Annotated in this window: 19 protein-coding genes; 13 read left to right on the top strand and 6 right to left on the bottom strand. The window is 61.6% G+C overall.

All coding sequences use genetic code 11. From position 1 onward, the window contains the following. The 7 genes from IYW40_RS10260 to IYW40_RS10230 all read left to right on the top strand — a co-directional run. A partial coding sequence (locus IYW40_RS10260; protein WP_196400537.1) for a methane monooxygenase/ammonia monooxygenase subunit C occupies positions 1-606 on the top strand: 606 nt, incomplete at its 5' end. Between the two features lie 275 nt (positions 607-881). After that, positions 882-1,640, top strand: coding sequence for a bacterial ammonia monooxygenase, subunit AmoA (gene amoA, locus IYW40_RS10255; RefSeq protein ID WP_014892304.1), 759 nt, complete (start codon positions 882-884; stop codon positions 1,638-1,640). A gap of 161 nt (positions 1,641-1,801) precedes the next feature. Further along, positions 1,802-3,064 carry a bacterial ammonia monooxygenase, subunit AmoB gene (gene amoB / locus IYW40_RS10250; protein ID WP_196400536.1) on the top strand — a complete coding sequence of 421 codons (1,263 nt, stop codon included), beginning with the start codon at positions 1,802-1,804 and terminating at the stop codon, positions 3,062-3,064. Positions 3,065-3,508: 444 nt separating this feature from the next. Further along, positions 3,509-4,129, top strand: coding sequence for a hypothetical protein (locus tag IYW40_RS10245; protein ID WP_246720750.1), 621 nt, complete (start codon positions 3,509-3,511; stop codon positions 4,127-4,129). 63 nt (positions 4,130-4,192) lie between these two features. Next, positions 4,193-4,615 (top strand): copper resistance CopC family protein, encoded by a 423-nt coding sequence (locus IYW40_RS10240; protein WP_196400535.1) that lies wholly within the window; start codon positions 4,193-4,195, stop codon positions 4,613-4,615. A 114-nt stretch (positions 4,616-4,729) separates the two neighbouring features. Next, positions 4,730-6,655 (top strand): c-type cytochrome, encoded by a 1,926-nt coding sequence (locus IYW40_RS10235; RefSeq protein ID WP_196400534.1) that lies wholly within the window; start codon positions 4,730-4,732, stop codon positions 6,653-6,655. A gap of 116 nt (positions 6,656-6,771) precedes the next feature. Continuing rightward, positions 6,772-7,350 carry a copper chaperone PCu(A)C gene (locus IYW40_RS10230; protein ID WP_196400533.1) on the top strand — a complete coding sequence of 193 codons (579 nt, stop codon included), beginning with the start codon at positions 6,772-6,774 and terminating at the stop codon, positions 7,348-7,350. 136 nt (positions 7,351-7,486) lie between these two features. Here the strand turns inward: IYW40_RS10230 and IYW40_RS10225 are convergent, their stop codons facing one another. Then, a complete protein-coding gene (locus IYW40_RS10225; RefSeq protein WP_014893014.1) occupies positions 7,487-7,720 on the bottom strand; it encodes a hypothetical protein in 234 nt (77 codons plus the stop codon). Positions 7,721-8,187: 467 nt separating this feature from the next. Here IYW40_RS10225 and IYW40_RS10220 point away from each other — a divergent pair, with 467 nt between their 5' ends. The 3 genes from IYW40_RS10220 to IYW40_RS10210 all read left to right on the top strand — a co-directional run bounded on the left by IYW40_RS10220 (position 8,188) and on the right by IYW40_RS10210 (position 10,629). Next, on the top strand, positions 8,188-9,390 hold the full coding sequence (locus tag IYW40_RS10220) for a pyridoxal phosphate-dependent aminotransferase (protein ID WP_196400532.1): 1,203 nt from the start codon (positions 8,188-8,190) through the stop codon (positions 9,388-9,390). A gap of 181 nt (positions 9,391-9,571) precedes the next feature. Continuing rightward, positions 9,572-10,120 carry an SRPBCC family protein gene (locus IYW40_RS10215; RefSeq protein ID WP_196400531.1) on the top strand — a complete coding sequence of 183 codons (549 nt, stop codon included), beginning with the start codon at positions 9,572-9,574 and terminating at the stop codon, positions 10,118-10,120. Positions 10,121-10,161: 41 nt separating this feature from the next. Further along, entirely contained in the window at positions 10,162-10,629 is a 468-nt protein-coding gene (locus IYW40_RS10210) for a hypothetical protein (RefSeq protein WP_196400530.1), read from the top strand. Positions 10,630-10,654: 25 nt separating this feature from the next. Here the strand turns inward: IYW40_RS10210 and IYW40_RS10205 are convergent, their stop codons facing one another. Both IYW40_RS10205 and IYW40_RS10200 read right to left on the bottom strand, forming a co-directional pair. Then, a complete protein-coding gene (locus IYW40_RS10205; RefSeq protein WP_029651728.1) occupies positions 10,655-11,248 on the bottom strand; it encodes a superoxide dismutase in 594 nt (197 codons plus the stop codon). A 187-nt stretch (positions 11,249-11,435) separates the two neighbouring features. Then, a complete protein-coding gene (locus tag IYW40_RS10200) occupies positions 11,436-12,047 on the bottom strand; it encodes a hypothetical protein (RefSeq protein WP_196400529.1) in 612 nt (203 codons plus the stop codon). Positions 12,048-12,428: 381 nt separating this feature from the next. Between IYW40_RS10200 and IYW40_RS10195 the strand changes: the two genes are divergently transcribed. After that, on the top strand, positions 12,429-12,881 hold the full coding sequence (locus IYW40_RS10195) for a hypothetical protein (RefSeq protein WP_246720749.1): 453 nt from the start codon (positions 12,429-12,431) through the stop codon (positions 12,879-12,881). Positions 12,882-12,888: 7 nt separating this feature from the next. Here the strand turns inward: IYW40_RS10195 and IYW40_RS10190 are convergent, their stop codons facing one another. Genes IYW40_RS10190 through IYW40_RS10180 form a run of 3 tightly spaced genes read right to left on the bottom strand, consistent with a single transcriptional unit; the run spans position 12,889 to position 15,762 of the window. Then, positions 12,889-13,830 carry a CBS domain-containing protein gene (locus IYW40_RS10190; protein ID WP_196400527.1) on the bottom strand — a complete coding sequence of 314 codons (942 nt, stop codon included), beginning with the start codon at positions 13,828-13,830 and terminating at the stop codon, positions 12,889-12,891. Positions 13,831-13,863: 33 nt separating this feature from the next. Then, on the bottom strand, positions 13,864-14,679 hold the full coding sequence (locus IYW40_RS10185) for an exodeoxyribonuclease III (RefSeq protein ID WP_196400526.1): 816 nt from the start codon (positions 14,677-14,679) through the stop codon (positions 13,864-13,866). A 6-nt stretch (positions 14,680-14,685) separates the two neighbouring features. Continuing rightward, complete coding sequence (locus IYW40_RS10180) at positions 14,686-15,762, bottom strand: TIGR01620 family protein (RefSeq protein WP_196400525.1); 1,077 nt, start codon at positions 15,760-15,762, stop codon at positions 14,686-14,688. A 231-nt stretch (positions 15,763-15,993) separates the two neighbouring features. On the opposite strand from IYW40_RS10180, the gene plsY reads away from it, so the two are divergent. Both plsY and dprA read left to right on the top strand, forming a co-directional pair. Beyond that, entirely contained in the window at positions 15,994-16,587 is a 594-nt protein-coding gene (plsY, locus tag IYW40_RS10175; protein ID WP_196400524.1) for a glycerol-3-phosphate 1-O-acyltransferase PlsY, read from the top strand. Continuing rightward, positions 16,584-17,852, top strand: coding sequence for a DNA-processing protein DprA (dprA, locus tag IYW40_RS10170; protein ID WP_196400523.1), 1,269 nt, complete (start codon positions 16,584-16,586; stop codon positions 17,850-17,852). The genes plsY and dprA overlap by 4 nt, the downstream gene beginning before the upstream one ends. Positions 17,853-18,236: the final 384 nt, after the last annotated feature.

Below are 18,236 nucleotides of genomic sequence, written 5' to 3'. Positions count from 1 at the left end.
CCGGAGTTCCAGACATATTGGATGTCGATCCTATGGACCGAGATCCCGCTTGAGCTGATCTCTGGCATTGGCCTTGCGGGCTTTCTTTGGAAGACGCGCACGCGCGACTTCTCGAACCTGGCGCCGCGCGAAGAAATGCGCCGCCTGGTGGTCGAGGTGCAGTGGCTGGTGGTTTACGCCGCGGCCATTTACTGGGGCGCGTCGTTCTTCACGGAGCAGGACGGCACCTGGCACATGACGGTGATTCGCGACACGGACTTCACGCCGTCGCACATCATCGAGTTCTACATGAGCTACCCGATTTACTCGGTGATCGCGGTTGGCGGCTTCTTCTATGCGAAGACGCGTCTTCCGTATTTCTCCAAGGGCTATTCGGTGGCCTATCTGATCGTGGCGATTGGCCCGTTCATGATCATCCCGAACGTCGGCCTGAATGAGTGGGGCCACACGTTCTGGTTCATGGAAGAACTGTTCGTTGCGCCGCTGCATTGGGGCTTCGTGTTCTTCGGCTGGATGGCGCTCGGCGTGTTCGGCGTCGTGCTTCAGCTGCTGATCAACATTCAGCGTCTGATCGGCAAGGAAGGCGTCGCCCTCCTGACCGAGTAATTGAGACTGGCGCGCCGCTCGCCGTGGCGGGCGGCGTCTGGTCCGGGGCTTTTCGCGAAAACAAGAGAGCTTTTGCCTGTCGCTTAGCGCGTGGGTTGGCTTGTTGCGGTCGAGCAGGGGTCTTCGGGCTCTGGGTTGATCGGGGGCGAAAGGCTTTAAGCGATGCGGCCGGCGGGAGCTCCGCCGTCCGGGCGCCGGCGGCGGGAAGGCCTGCCGGAGGCCATAAGGAAAGAACTCGGGCTTTACGGGTTCGAGAAACACCAAGGAGAAGAGTGATGTCACAATCGAAAAGCGGGGGGGCGGTCGGTCCGTTCAACTCCGTCGCCGAGGCGGCGGGTTGCGTTCAGACGGTCGACTGGATGCTTCTTGTTCTTCTGTTCTTCGCCGTTCTTGGCGGCTACCACGTCCACTTCATGCTGACGGCGGGCGACTGGGACTTCTGGGTTGACTGGAAGGATCGTCGTATGTGGCCGACGGTCGTGCCGATTCTCGGCGTGACCTTCTGCGCCGCGGCGCAGGCGTTCTGGTGGGTGAACTTCCGTCTGCCGTTCGGCGCGGTGTTCGCGGCTCTTGGCCTGCTGATTGGCGAGTGGATCAACCGCTACGTCAACTTCTGGGGCTGGACCTACTTCCCGATCAGCCTTGTGTTCCCGTCCGCTCTGATCGTTCCGGCGATCTGGCTTGACGTGATCCTGCTTCTGTCGGGCTCCTATGTGATCACGGCGATTGTTGGTTCGCTGGGCTGGGGTCTGTTGTTCTACCCGAACAACTGGCCGGCGATTGCGGCGTTCCACCAGGCGACGGAGCAGCATGGTCAGCTGATGACGCTTGCGGATCTGATCGGCTTCCACTTCGTCCGCACCTCGATGCCGGAATATATCCGCATGGTCGAGCGCGGCACGCTGCGCACCTTCGGTAAGGACGTTGTGCCGGTTGCGGCGTTCTTCTCGGGCTTCGTCTCGATGATGGTGTACTTCCTGTGGTGGTTCATGGGCCGTTGGTATTCGACGACCAAGATCATCGACACGATCTAAGCCACGTCGCGGGCTGCGGCGCTGAACGGGCGCCGCGGCGGCCTGCAAGAAAGAAGAGCGGCGGGCTGGGAGCTTTTTTGAAAGCTAAGGTCCGCTGCGAGAGACAAGACCGGTTGGCGCGCGAGGCGGCGGCCGGGAAGAGGAACCTGGGAGGTTTATCGATGAAAAAGTTCGTCAAGCTCGCCGCGATTGGCGCGGCGGCGGCTGTGGCGGCGACCCTGGGAGCAGTTGCTCCTGCGTCGGCGCACGGCGAAAAGTCTCAGCAGGCGTTTCTTCGGATGCGCACGTTGAACTGGTATGACGTTCAGTGGTCGAAGACGACGGTGAACGTCAATGAAGAGATGGTGCTGTCGGGCAAGATCCATGTGTTCTCGGCCTGGCCGCAAGCGGTCGCCAATCCGCGCGTGTCGTTCCTGAACGCCGGCGAGCCCGGTCCGGTTCTGGTTCGTACGGCGCAGTTCATCGGCGATCAGTTTGCGCCGCGTTCGGTGTCGCTTGTTCCTGGCAACGACTACGCCTTCTCCATCAACCTTCGCGGTCGTCGCGCGGGCCGTTGGCACGTTCATGCGCAGGTCAACGTCGAGGGCGGCGGTCCGATCATCGGCCCCGGCCAGTGGATCGAGATCAAGGGCGACATGAAGGACTTCACCGATCCGGTGACGTTGCTTGATGGCTCGACGGTCGACCTCGAGACCTACGGCATCAGCCGCGTTTACGCGTGGCATCTGCCGTGGCTCGCGGTTGGCGCGGCGTGGATCCTGTTCTGGTTCGTTCGCAAGGGCATCATCGCTTCGTATCTCCGTGTCGCCACCGGCAAGGTTGACGAGCAGGTGACCGACGACGACAAGCGGATTGGCGCGATTGTGCTGGCGTTGACCATTCTGGCGACGATCGTCGGCTACGCTGTGACGAACTCGACCTTCCCGCGCACGATCCCGCTTCAGGCGGGCTTGCAGAAGCCTCTGACGCCGCTCGTTACGGACGGCACGGCGGGCGTCGGCAAGGAGCGCGTGACGGCCGATCTGAACGGCGGCGTCTATAAGGTTCCTGGCCGTGAGCTGACGATCAACGTCAAGGTCACGAACACGACCTCCGAGCCGCTTCGCCTTGGCGAATATACGGCGGCCGGCCTGCGCTTCCTGAACCCTGACGTGTTCACGACGAAGCCCGACTTCCCGGACTATCTGTTGGCCGACCGCGGTCTGTCGACGGACGCGACTCCGATCGCGCCGGGCGAGACGAAGGAAATCGCCGTGAAGGTGCAGGACGCGCGTTGGGACATCGAGCGTCTGTCTGACCTGGCTTACGACACCGACAGCCAGATCGGCGGCCTCTTGATGTTCTTCTCGCCGACGGGTCGCCGCTTTGCGGCCGAAATCGGCGGACCGGTCATTCCGAAGTTCGTCGCCGGCGATATGCCCTAAGCGATACTGACGAATTGAAATAAAAGCCCCCGGCCCAAAAGGCCGGGGGTTTTCGTTTGCAGCCGCCCCGTGCGGCCCGTCGCGCAAACCAGGCGCGGCTTCTGATGACGACGCGCCTTCCGCGCGACGGCGCTCGCTGAGCGTCGAGCGGCGTTCTGCAGGCCCCAGGCGAAATCCTGCATAACGCATTTGCTAGAGCAGAGGCCGTGTTCCCTTCGAATGCCTCGATGAGCGGTGCGTCCTTTCGACGCAAATGACGCGGTCGTTTTTCCTCGCGTCAATTTCTGGCTTTTGTCAAAAGTAGGAGGAGCGTCCAGCCGTGCGGCGATGTACTGGCAAGGGACAATAATCGAGCCGCGTACCAAAAATCCGCTATAGAAGATGCAGGGCTCAGCAACGTTCGCCAACAAGAGCGGCAGCCCCGGACTCAATATGGATCGAGGGATGGAAATGAAGAATTGGCGTAGCGTTGCAGCTGCTGTTTTTGGCGCGCTTTTCTCGCTGGCGTTGACGGCCCCGCTGCGCGCGTCGGAGGGCGGCGCAGGCCCGGAAGCCATGTCGATGGGCAATATGTGCATGGTCATGTTCGGCTACGACATGATTCACATTACGGCCTATCAACCCGGCAAATCGCGCAGCGAATATTGCGCCGAGATCCCGACCTCCGGACCAACCATTCTGGTGTTCGACATCGAAAATCCGACGTTTCGCGACATGCCGCTGGAACTGCGAATCATTCGCGATCCGCTGACGCCGATCACGAAGGCCACCGATCTCGAGGCGCTGACCGAAGTTCATCGTCCCGCGACCAAATACACCAAGGGCACCTTCAATCTGGAGCACGACTTCAAGGACAACGGCCATTATATCGGCCTCGTCACGCTGACCCGCCCCGACGGCACGCAGGAGACGTCCGAATTCAAATTCACGGTTGGCGAAACCCTGTGGGCCTGGGTGCCGCAGATCGCCGGGACCGTGCTCATCGCCGGCATTGTTTTCGTGTATTGGAAGCACACGCATCCCTCCGGCAAGAAGAAGGATGCCGACGCCGCCGCTGTGTCTTGATCGCCGCGACACGCGTAAACATCTCAAAACAAAAAGGGGCTCAGGCCTCTGGGGAGGGACGCCATGACTAACGCTGACAGAACTTCGCCGGCGCGCGTGCGCCGTCAGGCCGGGTTCGGCTTCGCCGCCGCGGCCGGGGCTTGCGCCATCGTCATAGTAGCCGCGTTTGGGACGAGCTCGGCGCTCGCGCATTCTTTCCTTGTCGACGCTACGCCTTCTTCCAAGGAACATGTCGCGGCGCCGCCAAAGACCATCAAGTTGCGGTTCGGCGGCGGAGTCGAACCGCCTTACTCGAAGATCACCATAGAAGCGCCGGACGGTAAGGTGCTCGCCGAAGGCAATAGCGCCATTCCCGGCAAGCCGCGCGAATTGTCGGCCAATGCGCCGGAGCTCGCGCCCGGCAAATATATCGTACGCTACCGCGTGCTCTCCACCGACGGCCACATCGTCGAGGGAAACTATGAGTTCACCGTGGACGCGAAGTAAGCGCCATCGGGCGAGTGACAGGCTCGCGGCTACGCTTGCGCGACACGCTGCTCGTTTCTCACTTCTCGTGCGAGCTGAAGAGATGAGCGCCAGAGAACATCGGGCGAAACAAAAATGTATCTCTCTCTTGCGGCGATCCGCTTCCTTCTGAGCTTGCCCTCGGCCCTCGCGGTCGGGCTCCTGCTCCTGCCGCGTCTCATCGGCGAGGACGGCGGGCGTTTCAAGCCTGCCGTCGCGGCGCTGGCGCTGGTGCGCGCCCTTTTTGGCTTCGCGCTGCTGTATGTCACCGCGCGTGCGATCTTTCCGGCCGATCGTCCGATTGAATTCGACACGCTGTGGGAGTTTACCGTCAACACGAGCGTCGGAAACGCCTGGATCGGGACGCAACTGGTCGCGTTCCTCTTCGCGGCTCTCGCGGCGGCGCGCCTCTTCGTCGCTTCAGATGTGCTCGATCAGGTGACGCTGTGGGTCGGCGTGGTCCTTATCGCCGTTGTTTCAGTGACCGGCCACGCGATCGACGACGGCCTGCCGCGGTGGACACAGGTGAGTTTCCTTCTCCACACGGCCGCCGGCCTCACCTGGCTTGGCGGCTTGCTCGGTCTCGTCTGGTGGATGTTCACGGCGCGCAGCAAACCGCCGGAAGTTGCGGCGCAGCTCGCCGAACGCTGGTCGTTCATCGCAAAGGTCGCTATGGCGATCGTCGCCGTCTCGGGATTTGCGATCGCCTGGGAGAACGTCGGAAGCATCCCCAATCTGCTGGCGACGCCCTATGGCCGGATGCTCACGCTGAAGCTGGTTTTTCTATGCGCCGTGTTGCTCGCGGCGTTGGCGCTCGCGCGCTACATCACCCGGAGACCCGAAGGCGAATTCAATTTTGCCTGGTACAGCAAGGTCGGCGCGGGCGAGTCCGTCTTTGCGCTCGCGCTGCTTGCGATCGCCGGCTACATCGCGGTCATCACGCCAGCTTCGCATGAAACAAGTCTCTATTGGCCGTTGCCATTCCGCCTGTCCTACATCGCGACGTGGGGACAGAACCCAGCGATGTTCAGCCCGATCTGGTGGTGGGGCATTGCCGCCGTCGCACTCGCGATCATGGCGGCGCTGATCTGGTGGACGCCATCGACTCGCCAGTATCGTCTCTATGCGACGCCAGCCATTTCCGCCGCGGCGTTGCTCTCGCTTGCCGTGTCATTCGCGACAGAAGCCTACACAGACACGTACGACGATCCGACGCAGGATTACACCGCAGAATCGGTTTCGCGCGGGCTGGCGCATTTTCAGGAGAACTGCGTCGGTTGCCACGGCGGGCAGGGCGAAGGCAATGGTCCCCTCGCCAAAGACCTCAAGAACCCGCAGGGACTCCCCGTGCAACCCGCCGATTTGACGGCTCCGCATGTCGGCACTCATACGATTGGCGACATTTTCCACTGGCTGACTCATGGCGGACAAAGCGGCGTCATGCCCGCCTTCGGCGAGCAGCTCGACGTCGACGACCGCTGGGACGTGATCAACTTCTTGCTGATGATGTCCTATTCAAACCGCGCGCGCTTCATGAGCCCTCAGCCCATGATTCAATGGCTGATCGCGCCGGATTTCGCGCTGATCGATCCAGAGGAGACTGCGACGTCTCTCTTCAAGCTGCGCGGCGTTCCAACGCTGATCTCCTTTGCGCGCTGCGGGTCGTCAAACGGCGATCCCACGGCGCGCGCGGAAAGCGTGAAGATCGCGCATGAAGCCGCCAAGGCCGCTGGCGTAAACCAGGTGACGATCTATGACGCGGCCTGCCCGCAGGAGGCGAAAGCTCGAGAGGTCGTTCATCCCAAGGCGGTTGAGACCGCCTATTCGGTGATCAATCGCTACCCTAATGAAACGCCGTCCGAGGCGATCGAAGAGGCGCATTTCCTCGTGGATCGTTCCGGCTACATTCGGGCGCGTTTCCGCACATTCGCGCCCGACGACGGGAATATGCAGAGACTATCGGGACTCGCCGCCGAACTCGCCCGTGAACCCTTGATCGAGATCAGCCTGCACTCGCATTAGCGCGCCATATTGTCGCAAGCGCGAACGAGGCGCGAGCCTATCGGAGCGGCGCATCCTTCGTCATGATGCCAGTCAGGCCGGCGAGAGCAAAGGTCCGGCGCAAAGGGAGAAGCGAGATGCTAAAGCGGCGTGAATTTTTGCTGACCGGCGGGACTCTGCTCACCGGGACGGCGCTTGGGCTCTTCGCCGGGCGTGGTTCCGCGACTGCGCATGAATACGATGTCGGCAATCTGAAAGTGGAGCATCCCTGGCTTCGCGCCCCCGTCGACGGCGACAACAATGCGCAGTTCTACGCAATGCTGCACAATAGTGGCGCGACGCCCGACAGGCTGATCGCCGTCAAGTCGGAAAAGTTCGGCAAGGCCGAGATCCACGGCGACCCCAAGAAGCTCGACCTCATCACGCCTGTCGTCCTGCCGCCCAAGTCGAAAGTCACGCTCGCGCCTGGCGGCGTCTATGTGACGCTTTTGGACATCAAGAAGCATCTTGAGGTGGGCTGGGGCCTGGAAATGACGCTCGTCTTCGAAAAGGCCGGCGAAGTGGTTGTTGACGCGGCGATCGATGCGCCGGACGCGGCCCATGCGCATGACGCCGAAGCGATGGAACGCTGGCAAAAGGCGCATGGCCAGGACTCCGCCGGGCCCAAGGAAGGCGGCGCCTCGCATCACGAGCACCACCACATGGATAAGAAGTGATCGCGGACTAAGAGGGTCTTGAGCGTAACGCAATCAAAAACCGGCCGCTTGAAAGGCAGCCGGTTTGAAGCCCGCCAAAAAGATTGCGCGCGTCGACAGACGCGCGCCTTGCTTACCGCTTACGAAATTGCGGAGATTAGCGGTCGATCGTCACCAGTCGCCCGGCGAAAACGCCGCCGTCGGTCGCAACAGGCGTGGCCTTTTGCGCGGGCGAACCGATCGGGAGGGCGAAGCCGAGAACGAATGCGGCCATCGCCATGGCCGCGACCAGCAAAAGCGAAACGCGAAACTGGCGACGCGCCGAATCCCTATCGAAGCTGCGCGTGAAGGCGGGCTCCATCTGATCTTCAAATTTGTCAACGAGCGACATTTTCCCTAATCCTCTCGCATTCGCCCTTGTGTAACGCTTGACCTCTCCCCAAGGCCCGCGCGCGATTGACTCGCGTCGCCGCGTTCTCAAGACAGAAACGAGGATGGGCTGAAAAAGTTGCATCATTCTTCGGAAATTTTATAAATTTTTAAGAAGTGCGTGAAACGGGGTTAACACTTGGCAATATTGATTTGATCAAGTTGAGCCAAAGCTCAGTCGCCGATTCGGGCTATTTGATAAAAGATGATTGTTTTTCCTTAGAAAACACCGATACGCAGCATGGCGAGCAATCGCGCTGGCGCGTGGCGCGGCAGAGCGGCGATCGTGTGTGCCCCGCGCGAGGTTGTTGAAAGTCTTCATCAACAATAGACCCATGTGGCCCTGCGAGCCTCGTGAATCTCGTTGCGACGCTACGCCGCGCAAATTATGGTGCGGCGCACTATCCCCTCCGCAGGAACTCGACTCCAATGACTTTCCTCGCCAACGCCCTGTCGCGCGTGAAGCCCTCGGCAACGATCGCGGTGACGCAGAAAGCCCGCGACTTGCGCGCACAGGGGCGCGAGGTGATCAGCCTCTCCGTCGGCGAACCCGATTTCGACACGCCCGAGCACATCTGCGCCGCAGCGAAAGCTGCGATCGATCGCGGCGAAACCCGGTATACGCCGGTGCTCGGAATTCCGCCGCTGCGCGAGGCTGTCGCAAAAAAATTTAAGCGCGAAAACGGCTTGGACTACAAGGCGTCGGACACGATCGTCGCCACCGGCGGCAAGCACATCCTGTTCAACGCTTTTCTTGCGACGCTCAATCCCGGCGACGAAGTGATCGTTCCGGCGCCTTACTGGGTGAGCTACCCGGAGATGGTGGCGATCTGTGGCGGAACGACCGTCTTCGTCGATACGCGGATGGAGGACGGCTTCAAGCTCCAGCCTGAGGCGCTCGAGCGCGCCATCACGCCCAAGACCAAATGGCTCGTGCTCAACTCTCCGTCGAACCCTTCGGGCGCGGCCTACACATTCAATGAAATGAAGAAGGTGACGGACGTTCTGCTGCGCCATCCGCAGGTGCATGTCCTCACTGACGATATCTACGAGCACCTCGTCTACGGCGACTTCAAATTCGTCACGCCAGCCCAGGTCGAGCCGGCGCTCATGGAGCGCACGCTCACCATGAACGGCGTCTCCAAGGCCTACGCCATGACCGGCTGGCGCATCGGCTACGCGGCAGGGCCCAGCGCCCTGATCAAGGCCATGGACCTGCTCCAGGGCCAGCAGACGTCGGGCGCCTGTTCGATCGCGCAATGGGCGGCGGTTGAAGCCCTCGAAGGGCCGCAGGACCATCTCGCGGTCTTCCGCAAGGCCTTTGAGGAGCGGCGCGACCTCGTGGTCTCCATGCTCAACCAGGCCAAATATTTGAAATGCCCGACGCCGGAAGGCGCGTTCTACGTGTTTCCCTCCTGCGCCGACGCCATCGGGCGTAAGACCCCCGATGGGAAGGTCATCGAAACCGACGAGGATTTCGTGACCGAACTCCTGGGAACGCAGGGCGTCGCCGTGGTGCAAGGCTCGGCGTTCGGCGTCGGTCCCAATTTCCGGGTGTCCTACGCCGCATCGAACGCGCTGCTCGAAGACGCCTGCCGAAAGATCCAGGCGTTCTGCGGAAGCCTCATCTAACCCACAATGCGTTGCGTATTGCGCCCGCCGCTCTAAACTGACGCCCAGCGCGTCAGGCGGCGGGCCGTGGGCGAGCGCTTCGCGAGAAAGCGACATCTCTCGGCCCGGAGAGCGCGGAACGAAATTGCAAGTCCGCGGGCCGTTCGCTCGACGGACTCACGCTCTTGCGGAGACCTGCATAATGACGATGTTCGCTCTCGTTTTCCTCGCTCTCGTCAGCGCGCTGATCGCCTACATCTCCTTCCTGCCCGATAAATTCCGCATCGCCCGCTCGATCGTGATCGACGCGCCGCCGGAAGTGGTTTTTCGCCACATCAACGACTTTCACAATTGGGCCGACTGGTCGCCCTGGGCCAAGCTCGACCCCAATATGAAGGAAGAATATGGAGGGACGCCGCAGGGCTACGGCGCGACCTATTCATGGTCCGGCGACAAGCAGGTCGGCGTCGGTCAGATGGAGATCGTCGAGAGCCGCCAGGGCGAGCGCGTCGGCATCAAGCTCGAATTCAAAAAGCCGTTCAAAGCCAAGCACGACGTGCAATTCAATCTCAAGCCTTTGGGCGAGAACAGCACGGAAGTCACCTGGGCGATGTCCGGCCACCATGAATTTGTGGGCAAGGCGATGCATAAGTTTTTGAACATCGACAAGACGGTCGGGGCGCAATTCGATCGCGGCCTCGCTGACCTTAAGCGAGTCGTCGAGTCGCAGCCGAAAATCGCCGCTGATTGACCGCGCCGAGCTGACTGTAGGCGCAGCGAAGGACGCCGCTGATGCTTTTTGGCTTGCAGATCGCCGCAATCACGAGCGTCGCGCTATGCGTGATTCCGGCGGGCGCGCATTTTTTCGAGCGCGCCAATAAGATGGCGCTTTCGCCGGCCGACTACATGAGCGTTCAGCAGATCTACGCCGGCTGGGCCTATTTCGGAATCGCCGTCGTCCTCGCACTACTGACGACGCTGGCGCATACGATCGCCGTTCGCCGCAACCGGATTGCGGCGGTCCTCTCGTTCGCCTCCTTCGTAACGCTCACTGGAACGCAGGCGATCTTCTGGACGTGGACCTATCCCATGAATGTCGCGACGCAGAATTGGACCAAGATGCCGGCGGCGTTCGAGGCGGCGCGACGTCAATGGGAAGATTCGCATGCCGTGGCGGCCGTGCTCGTCTTTGCGGCGCTTTTGCTGCTTGCCGCCTCGGCGCTTATTCACAACTTAAAAAATGCGCGGCGCGCAAATTAGGCGCGCCGCGCGGAACGAAGTGGCGCTACGCCGCGTCGAACATTTCCTCGACATGTTCCCAATTGACGAGATGATCGAGAAACGCCTTTAAATAGTCGGCGCGGCGATTGCGATAGTCGATGTAATAGGAGTGCTCCCAGACGTCGGCGACGAGGATCGGCGCGGCGCCATGGATGAGTGGATTTTCCGCGTTCGGCGTCTTGCGAATGGCGAGCTTTCCATCCTTCGCTTCGAGCCACACCCAGCCGGAGCCGAATTGGCCGAGGCCTTCCTTCTGGAATTCTTCGCGGAATTTGTCGACCGAGCCGAAGGACTCGATGATCGCCTTCTCGACCTTGCCGGGAATGGCGCCGCCGCCGTTCGGCTTCATCCACTTCCAATAATGGTGATGGTTGAAATGCTGGGCGACGTTATTGAAGATCGGCGTGTTGCGGTTGTAGGCGGTGACGATCACTTCCTCGATCGGCTTGCCTTCGTATTCGGTGCCTTTCACCAGATTATTTGCATTGGCGACATAGGTCGCGTGATGCTTGTCGTGGTGATATTCGAAGGACTCGCGGGAAAGATAAGGCTGCAAAGCGTCGTAGGGATAAGGCAGATCTTCCAGGGTGAAGGACATAATTCTCTCCTGAATACGTTAGACGAGCGTAGCCTGTCAGCCTCAGCTGCACGCGCTTAACTAAACCCGCGCGCCGCATGCGGCAATATCGCGAGATCCCGAACGGCGCAGCTATGTTCGCTTTGTAGCGACAAAAAAGCATGGCTCGTCGGCGACCGAGCCATGCTGCAATCTTCGGGCCGCTTGCTTAGGCGATGGCGTCGCCCGCGTGCGTCTTCTTCTTTGCGCCTGCGCGCAGCATCCACCACATCAGGCCGACAAGCGAGAAGAAACCGACGGCGTAGAGGATATATTCGATCAGTCCCCAGAAGGTGTAGAGCCCCACCGAGAAGGGAAAGCGCGAGACCCATTCATTGCCAAGGTCGTCGCGCACAGTGACGATTCCGACATAACGACCAGCATCCTTGAAGTCGTGTTCGAAGGTCATGATGCCGTTGCGATAGACCTTCGGCTCGATATAGGCGACGGTGACCGCATTGAGGTTGGCCTTTTCCTTCTCATCGCCGACATCCTTAACGATGCGGATGCCGATCGCCATGTCGCGCAGATCAGGCGAAACCGCGGTCAGCGCAATGACGGTCGGCCCGGTTTTGGCGATGTCCTCGCAAAACTCCGCTTCTTCTCCCGAGCGCTGATAGCCGATGAAGTGCATGGTGTTCGGACCGATCCGCAGCACGCACTCGTCTTGCTCGAGCATCACGCCGCCATGCGCGAAAGCGGCTGATGGCGCGACGAAAAAAGCTGCGGCCGCAATCACTGCGCCAGCCAGCAGCCCGCGCACGCCAGTTAAACTTTTCATCTACGGTTCTCCCCACGATTGCCGACGTCGGCCGGTTTTCGGCACTCCTCCGCCGCACGCGCGCGTCGACGCTGTGACGATGACGTTTGTATTGATTGATCGAATTACGATGTGACACCATGCCGCATCTTATATATACTATTATCTAATTGAAAATAAACGGAAAAAAATACTCCAGTGCGGACATGGCAGATAAATTTAACAACTACATATTGATGTTAATATAACTAACATACATATATCTTGATTTAAAATTTCGCGGCGGCGCGGCGCTGCGCGCGCCCTCAAGTATTCGCGCGTCTTCCCCGAGGACTTGCGTTCCTATGGCGGTCGGCGCGCCTTGTGATAGGTTCCGGCCCGGACAATCACTGAAGGATGACGATGAGACGATACGGCCTGGGCGTCATTTTTCTCGGGCTCGCGCTTGCGCTTTCCGGCGCCTATGGCATGTGGACCGGCTGGGATTACATCCAGCTCGAGCGCGGTTGGAGCCTGTTCATCGGCGGCGCCACGGCGGTCTCTGGCGGCGTGGTGACGATAGCGCTTGGGCGCGCAATCGGCGTTTTGGGCCGCATCGCCGATAAAGTTCCTGCGACGCAGGCGCGCGCGGCGGCAGATCTGGTTGAAGGCGCGCAGGCGCCGCAACAACAGCAGCAGCCTGTCCCGACCACGCCGCCGCCGCCGGCGCCGGTTGAAGTCGACCGTTATATCGCCAGCGGATCGATCTATGTGATGTTTTCCGACGGATCGGTTGAAGTGCAGACCGACGGCGCCGCGCGGCGCTATCCTTCGCTTGCGGCTTTGCGCGCCGACACGGGCGTCGGCGGCGGGTGACGCGCACTCAATTGCGCGCCGCGCTCCACATCAGGAAGAGCGCAGCGTCGCCTGGCAGACCTTCGGGGAAATCGACGATTTGCGCGGCGATACGAAAGCCGCGAGGGTGCAGTTCATTACGCCACCGGTGAAAGACGTCGGCTGGCTCGCCGCGCAGAGTCGCCGGCCAATTGGGGTCTGGCGCATTGATCGCGCGGCCGCCGTCGGCGCAAAGCTGCGACGGGAACCGGATGAGCACATGTTCGGTGAGTCCGGCCGCCGCGCTGCGTCGCGCCTGCTCCAGCATCTCGCGCCATTGCGGGTCCGTCAGCCGCTGGCTCGCGAGATCACGAATGCGTTGTTCGCGCAGTTCGATCGCCACCCGTCGACGTTCGACGCGCTCGAGGTCGAGCTGACGCTCATGCGCTGCGACGAGCTCGCGAAATTCCAGCGCCGTCGCGACGGCGCAGCGATCGCCTGTCTGCTGCGGAAGGGAGATCAGCGGACGACGCCGATGCGCCTCCAAAGCCATGGCGGTAAAGCCTCCCGCCATCGCCTCCATGACTTCTTTGCGCAGCACGAGGCCGATGATCTTGTGCCCATCAACGACGGGAATGCGTTTGAGGCTATGGCTCTCCATAATTCGCGCGATGTCGGGAACTTTGGCGAAGTCGGAAATCGATATCGCCGGCGACGTCATCACTTCGCGCAACACGCGACCATTCGAGTGAAATACCGGTTTGGGCCTGTTGCGCAGCAGAAACCCCGGAATGGCGCCAAGGTCGGGCAGGGGTTGCGGGCGCGCTTGTTCGAGATTGCTGCGCGTCACGATTCCGATAGGCGTCAGTTCGTCGTCGACGACCGGCACGGCGCCCAGCCCGCATTCAGCGAGAAGTTTCGCGACGTAATCGAGATCTGCGTCCGCCGTTACATAAGGAAAGTCGCTGTTCATCAGATCGCGCGCGATCATGCCGCCGTCTCGCCTCCCGATCCCCGTTTGCGCTCAGTCAGATAGTTCGATCGTCACCGGCACGTGGTCGGACGGGCGGGTCCAGCTGCGCGCGTCGCGCAGCACGTCTAGACGTTCCAGCCCGCCGCCAAGCGCCTCGCTCACCAGAATATGGTCAAGCCGGCGCCCCCGGTTCGACGCCTCCCAATCGGCGGCGCGATAGCTCCACCAAGTATAAAGCTTTTCTTCCGCCGGAACGAAATGCCGCATGGCGTCTACCCAAGCGCCAGCCCGAAGCACTCCGGTAAGCTTCTCGACCTCGACTGGGGTGTGGCTCACGACTTTCAATAGCGCCTTATGGCTCCAGACGTCATGTTCAAGCGGCGCGACATTTAGGTCTCCGACGAGCACCGCGCGGCCGCGCGAGACCCCTTCAGTGACAATCCAGTCGCGCATTTCATCGAGAAAATCGAGCTTGTGCTGAAACTTCGGATTGATGTCGACGTCAGGCTCGTCGCCGCCGGCCGGCACATAGAAATTATGCAGCGATATCGGGCCGCTCCGGGCGTCAATTTCCACGCAGATATGACGCGCGTCGCCCTTTTCGCAGAAATCGCGCTTCTCGACGAAACGTAAAGGCCGCTTCGAAATGACGGCCACGCCGTGGTAGCCCTTCTGGCCGTTGATCGCGATATGCTCATAGCCGAGCGCATGGACATCCTTCATCGGGAATTCGGCGTCCCGGCATTTCGTCTCCTGCAGACAGAGCACGTCCGGCGCCCGGCTCTTGAGAAAGTCGGCGATCAGCGGCAGGCGCAGCCGCACGGAATTGATGTTCCAGGTGGTGATTTTCAGGCTTGCTGCTTTCAATGCGGATCAGCTCTTGGTCTTGTCGCCGAAGAGGAAAGGCGCGACGTCCCTGACGCCCGGCTGCTTCTCGGCGATGAAGGGCGTCGGTCGGCAGACGGCCATGGCGGAAAGGCCGACTCGCGCGGTGAGAAGCCCATTCAATACGCCTTCGCCGAGCTTTGCCGAAATGCGTGCGGCAATGCCGTGGCCGAGCGCCTGCTGAAGTATGGAGTCGCCGACCGCCACGCCGCCGGTGATGGCTAGATGCGCGCCGACCGAGCGGGCCAGCTTGAAGAAACCGAGCAGCCCCGGCTTACCGCCGTAAATCTCCGCGATTTTTCGCATCAGCACGATCGCCTGGCCGACAACGAAAAGCACGTCGAGGAGCGCGCGCGGGCTGATCGCGGTGACGACGGAGACGCGTTTGGCGGCGCCGGCGATTTCGCGCCGCGCTTCTTCGTCCAGGGGCGCGACGAGATTACGCTCAGCGAGGGTGATCAGATCGCGTCCGTCGATAATCCGCTTCAAATAGTCGTTGAGCAGCGCGCGCGCCCGGCCGGTGTCCGGACGATCTTCATAGAGCTTGCAAAGTTCGCCGACGCGCTCGCGCGCCACCTTGCCGTCATCGCTCGCATGCGCCTCGGCCAGCGCGGCATGCAGCTTGGCGATACGATTCTGCCGGCCGATGGCGCGAAACTCGCGCGTGATGGAGATGAGGGCGGCGACGGCGGCGAGACCCGCAAGGCTCAGTCCCACCATGCCGAGAAGGGCGGAGCGCTGGAACAGGTCTTCGACAAACCCCCATATCCAGAGCGTGAAGGCCAGGGACATAAGCCCGCTGACCGCCGACAAAAAGACGCCGCCCCATGAGAAAACGTAGCGGCGCAGCATGCCGTCGGCTTGCGCCGCTTCGACGGCGGCTTCATCCCCGGTCAAGCCGTCCGCGAGCTGGGCGGCCTCAAGCGCGAAAGCGTCAAATTCCGCCTCGACGACCTCGATAGATGGCTTCCCGGCATCGTCGATCTGCGGCGTCGCCTTGGCTGTGACCGTCTGGTCGCCTTCGAGGCGAAAAGCCCGTGGGCGCGGCCTGCGTTGCTCAGTCATTCGATTCCTGATTTTAGCCTTCTTACCGCCTCGAGTTCGAAAACGCGACGCGCGGATGTGTCGCGCGAGCTTCCAGAGAGCGATTTCAATTAAAAAAGGCGCCCACAAGGCCTCGACGGCCGTCCTGAAATATAGGCGGGCGTCGTGACTGAAAACGCTTATTGCGGCGCGATAGCGCCTCCTTTAGCATCCTGTGGCCTTTCGCTGTCGAGAAGTATCGCGTTTTCACGGATGAACTCCATCATTTACGACATCGTCGCCCTTGCGATCGGCTATTTGCTGGGCTCTATTCCCTTCGGTCTCCTGCTCACGCGCCTCGCGGGCACGACGGACCTGCGCGCGATCGGCTCCGGCAATATCGGCGCAACCAATGTGTTGCGCACCGGTCGAAAGGATCTCGCGGCGGCGACGCTGCTGCTGGACGGGCTGAAAGGCACGGCGGCGGCGCTCATCGGCGCCTCGCTTTCGCCCGAAGGGGGCATGATCGCCGGTCTTGCGGCGTTCATCGGTCATATTGCGCCGGTCTGGCTGCAGTTTAAGGGCGGAAAGGGCGTTGCGACGTTCCTTGGCGTGCTCTTTGGGCTCAACTGGCCGACGGCGTTGATTTTCTGCGCCGTCTGGCTGTCGGCGGCGGCGCTGTGGCGTTACTCGTCGCTTGCCGCGCTGATCGCGAGCGCGACGGCGCCGGTGGTCTTGCTCATGCTCGGCCAGGGCGGCGAAGCCTTTACCGTCGCGGTGATGGCCGCAATCGTCTTCTACAGGCATCGAGAGAACATCGCCCGTCTGCGCGCCGGCGCCGAAACGCGCATCGGACAGAAGGCGTGACCGAGGCGTCGCCAGGTCGGTTGAGCGAAGAGCAGCTCGTCGACTGGCTGAGGCTCATCCGCAGCGAAAATGTCGGGCCGCGCACCTTCAGACAGCTCATCAATCGTTTCGGCGGCGCCGGCGCGGCGTTGGACGCGCTGCCGTCGCTTGCGGCGCGGTCCCTGCGCGGTCGGATCATCCGCATCGCCCCCCGTGAGGAAGCGCTGCGCGAGATCGAGGCGGCGCGCGCGCTCGGCGTTCGCTTCGCCACCACGGGCGATCCGGACTATCCGCCGCTGCTTCGGGAAATCGCCGATGCGCCGCCGCTCATCGCAATGCGCGGCGTTTCCTGGACCGCGCAGCGTGATGGCGTCGCGATTGTCGGCTCGCGCAACGCTTCAGCCGCCGGTCTCGCCTTCGCTGAACGCCTTGCGCGCAGCCTCGCGCTCGAGAATTACGTCATTGTCTCTGGCCTCGCGCGCGGCATCGACGCCGTCGCGCATCGCGCCACGCTCGAAACAGGCACGGTCGCCGTGCTCGCCGGCGGCCATGCGCGCCCGTATCCGGCCGAACATGCGCGGCTTGTCGAAGAGATCGCCGAGAGGGGACTGATCGTCTCTGAAATGCCCATCGAATGGGAGCCGCGCGGCCGCGATTTTCCGCGCCGAAATCGCATCATTTCCGGGATGAGCCGCGCGACCATCGTCGTCGAGGCGGCGCGGCGTTCCGGCTCGCTGATCACGGCGCGTTTCGCCAATGAGCAGGGGCGAGAGGTCTTCGCCGTTCCGGGTTCGCCGCTCGATCCGCGCGCCGAAGGCGTCAACGATCTCATCCGCCAAGGCGCGACGCTGTGTGCGCGCCCCGAGGACGTGATTTCGGTGCTCGCCGAGAACGCGGGGACCCCGCCGCGCAAGAATCTCTTTGACGACGACTCTCTCGAAGGACAGGACACTCTGATCGACGAACTGGATCTTTTCGCCGGCCTCGATGGCGCGGCGTTTGAGGAAAGAGCCGCTCCCAAGCGGTTCTCGCCGCCAGGCCCGTCAGCGGATTGCGTCGCTGATCTCGACGCGCGCCCGCGAGGCGACGAGGCGCCGCGGCGGGACGCGCATGAGATCATCCTGTCCCTGCTCGGACCTGCGCCCATCGCGATCGACGATCTCATCCGTGTCGCCGGATTGACGGCGCGCGAAGTGCAGGGAGTCCTCGTCGAGCTCGACATTGAGGGGCGCTTGCTGCGTCACGGCGCCAACAGCGTTTCCCTCGTAATCAACTATAGGTTGTAACTCAGGCCGATCTGTCGATTGGATAACCGCCAAGCTCGCGCGCTCGCATGTCCGCCTCGGCGCGGGCGAGATTCAAGAAATAGCAGAGCATGGGCATGTCGCAGCGACTGGCGAGTTTCGCCATCTCGTCTGACATATCAGCAATATATGACGCGATGGATGCCGCCTCCTCATTGGCTTTGGCGCTCTCTGCGGTCGTTCCGGGGGACTTGCTGCAATCTTTTTGAGAAGCATCTGGCCGGGGCATCGCTGTCAGTCTCCACGGACCACGAGGCAGGTTATGAATAAGGTAAGCATCGGACTTTCTTATATTTTTCTTCCATCACGCCTATCCCGTGTCAAGAACAAAATTCTATCAAAGGTTGTAATGCTGCGATCGAGGCC

The sequence above is a fragment of the Methylocystis sp. H4A genome, assembly GCF_015709545.1.
Taxonomy (GTDB): Bacteria; Pseudomonadota; Alphaproteobacteria; order Rhizobiales; family Beijerinckiaceae; genus Methylocystis; species Methylocystis silviterrae.
This window is presented reverse-complemented; position numbering and strand designations above follow the sequence as displayed.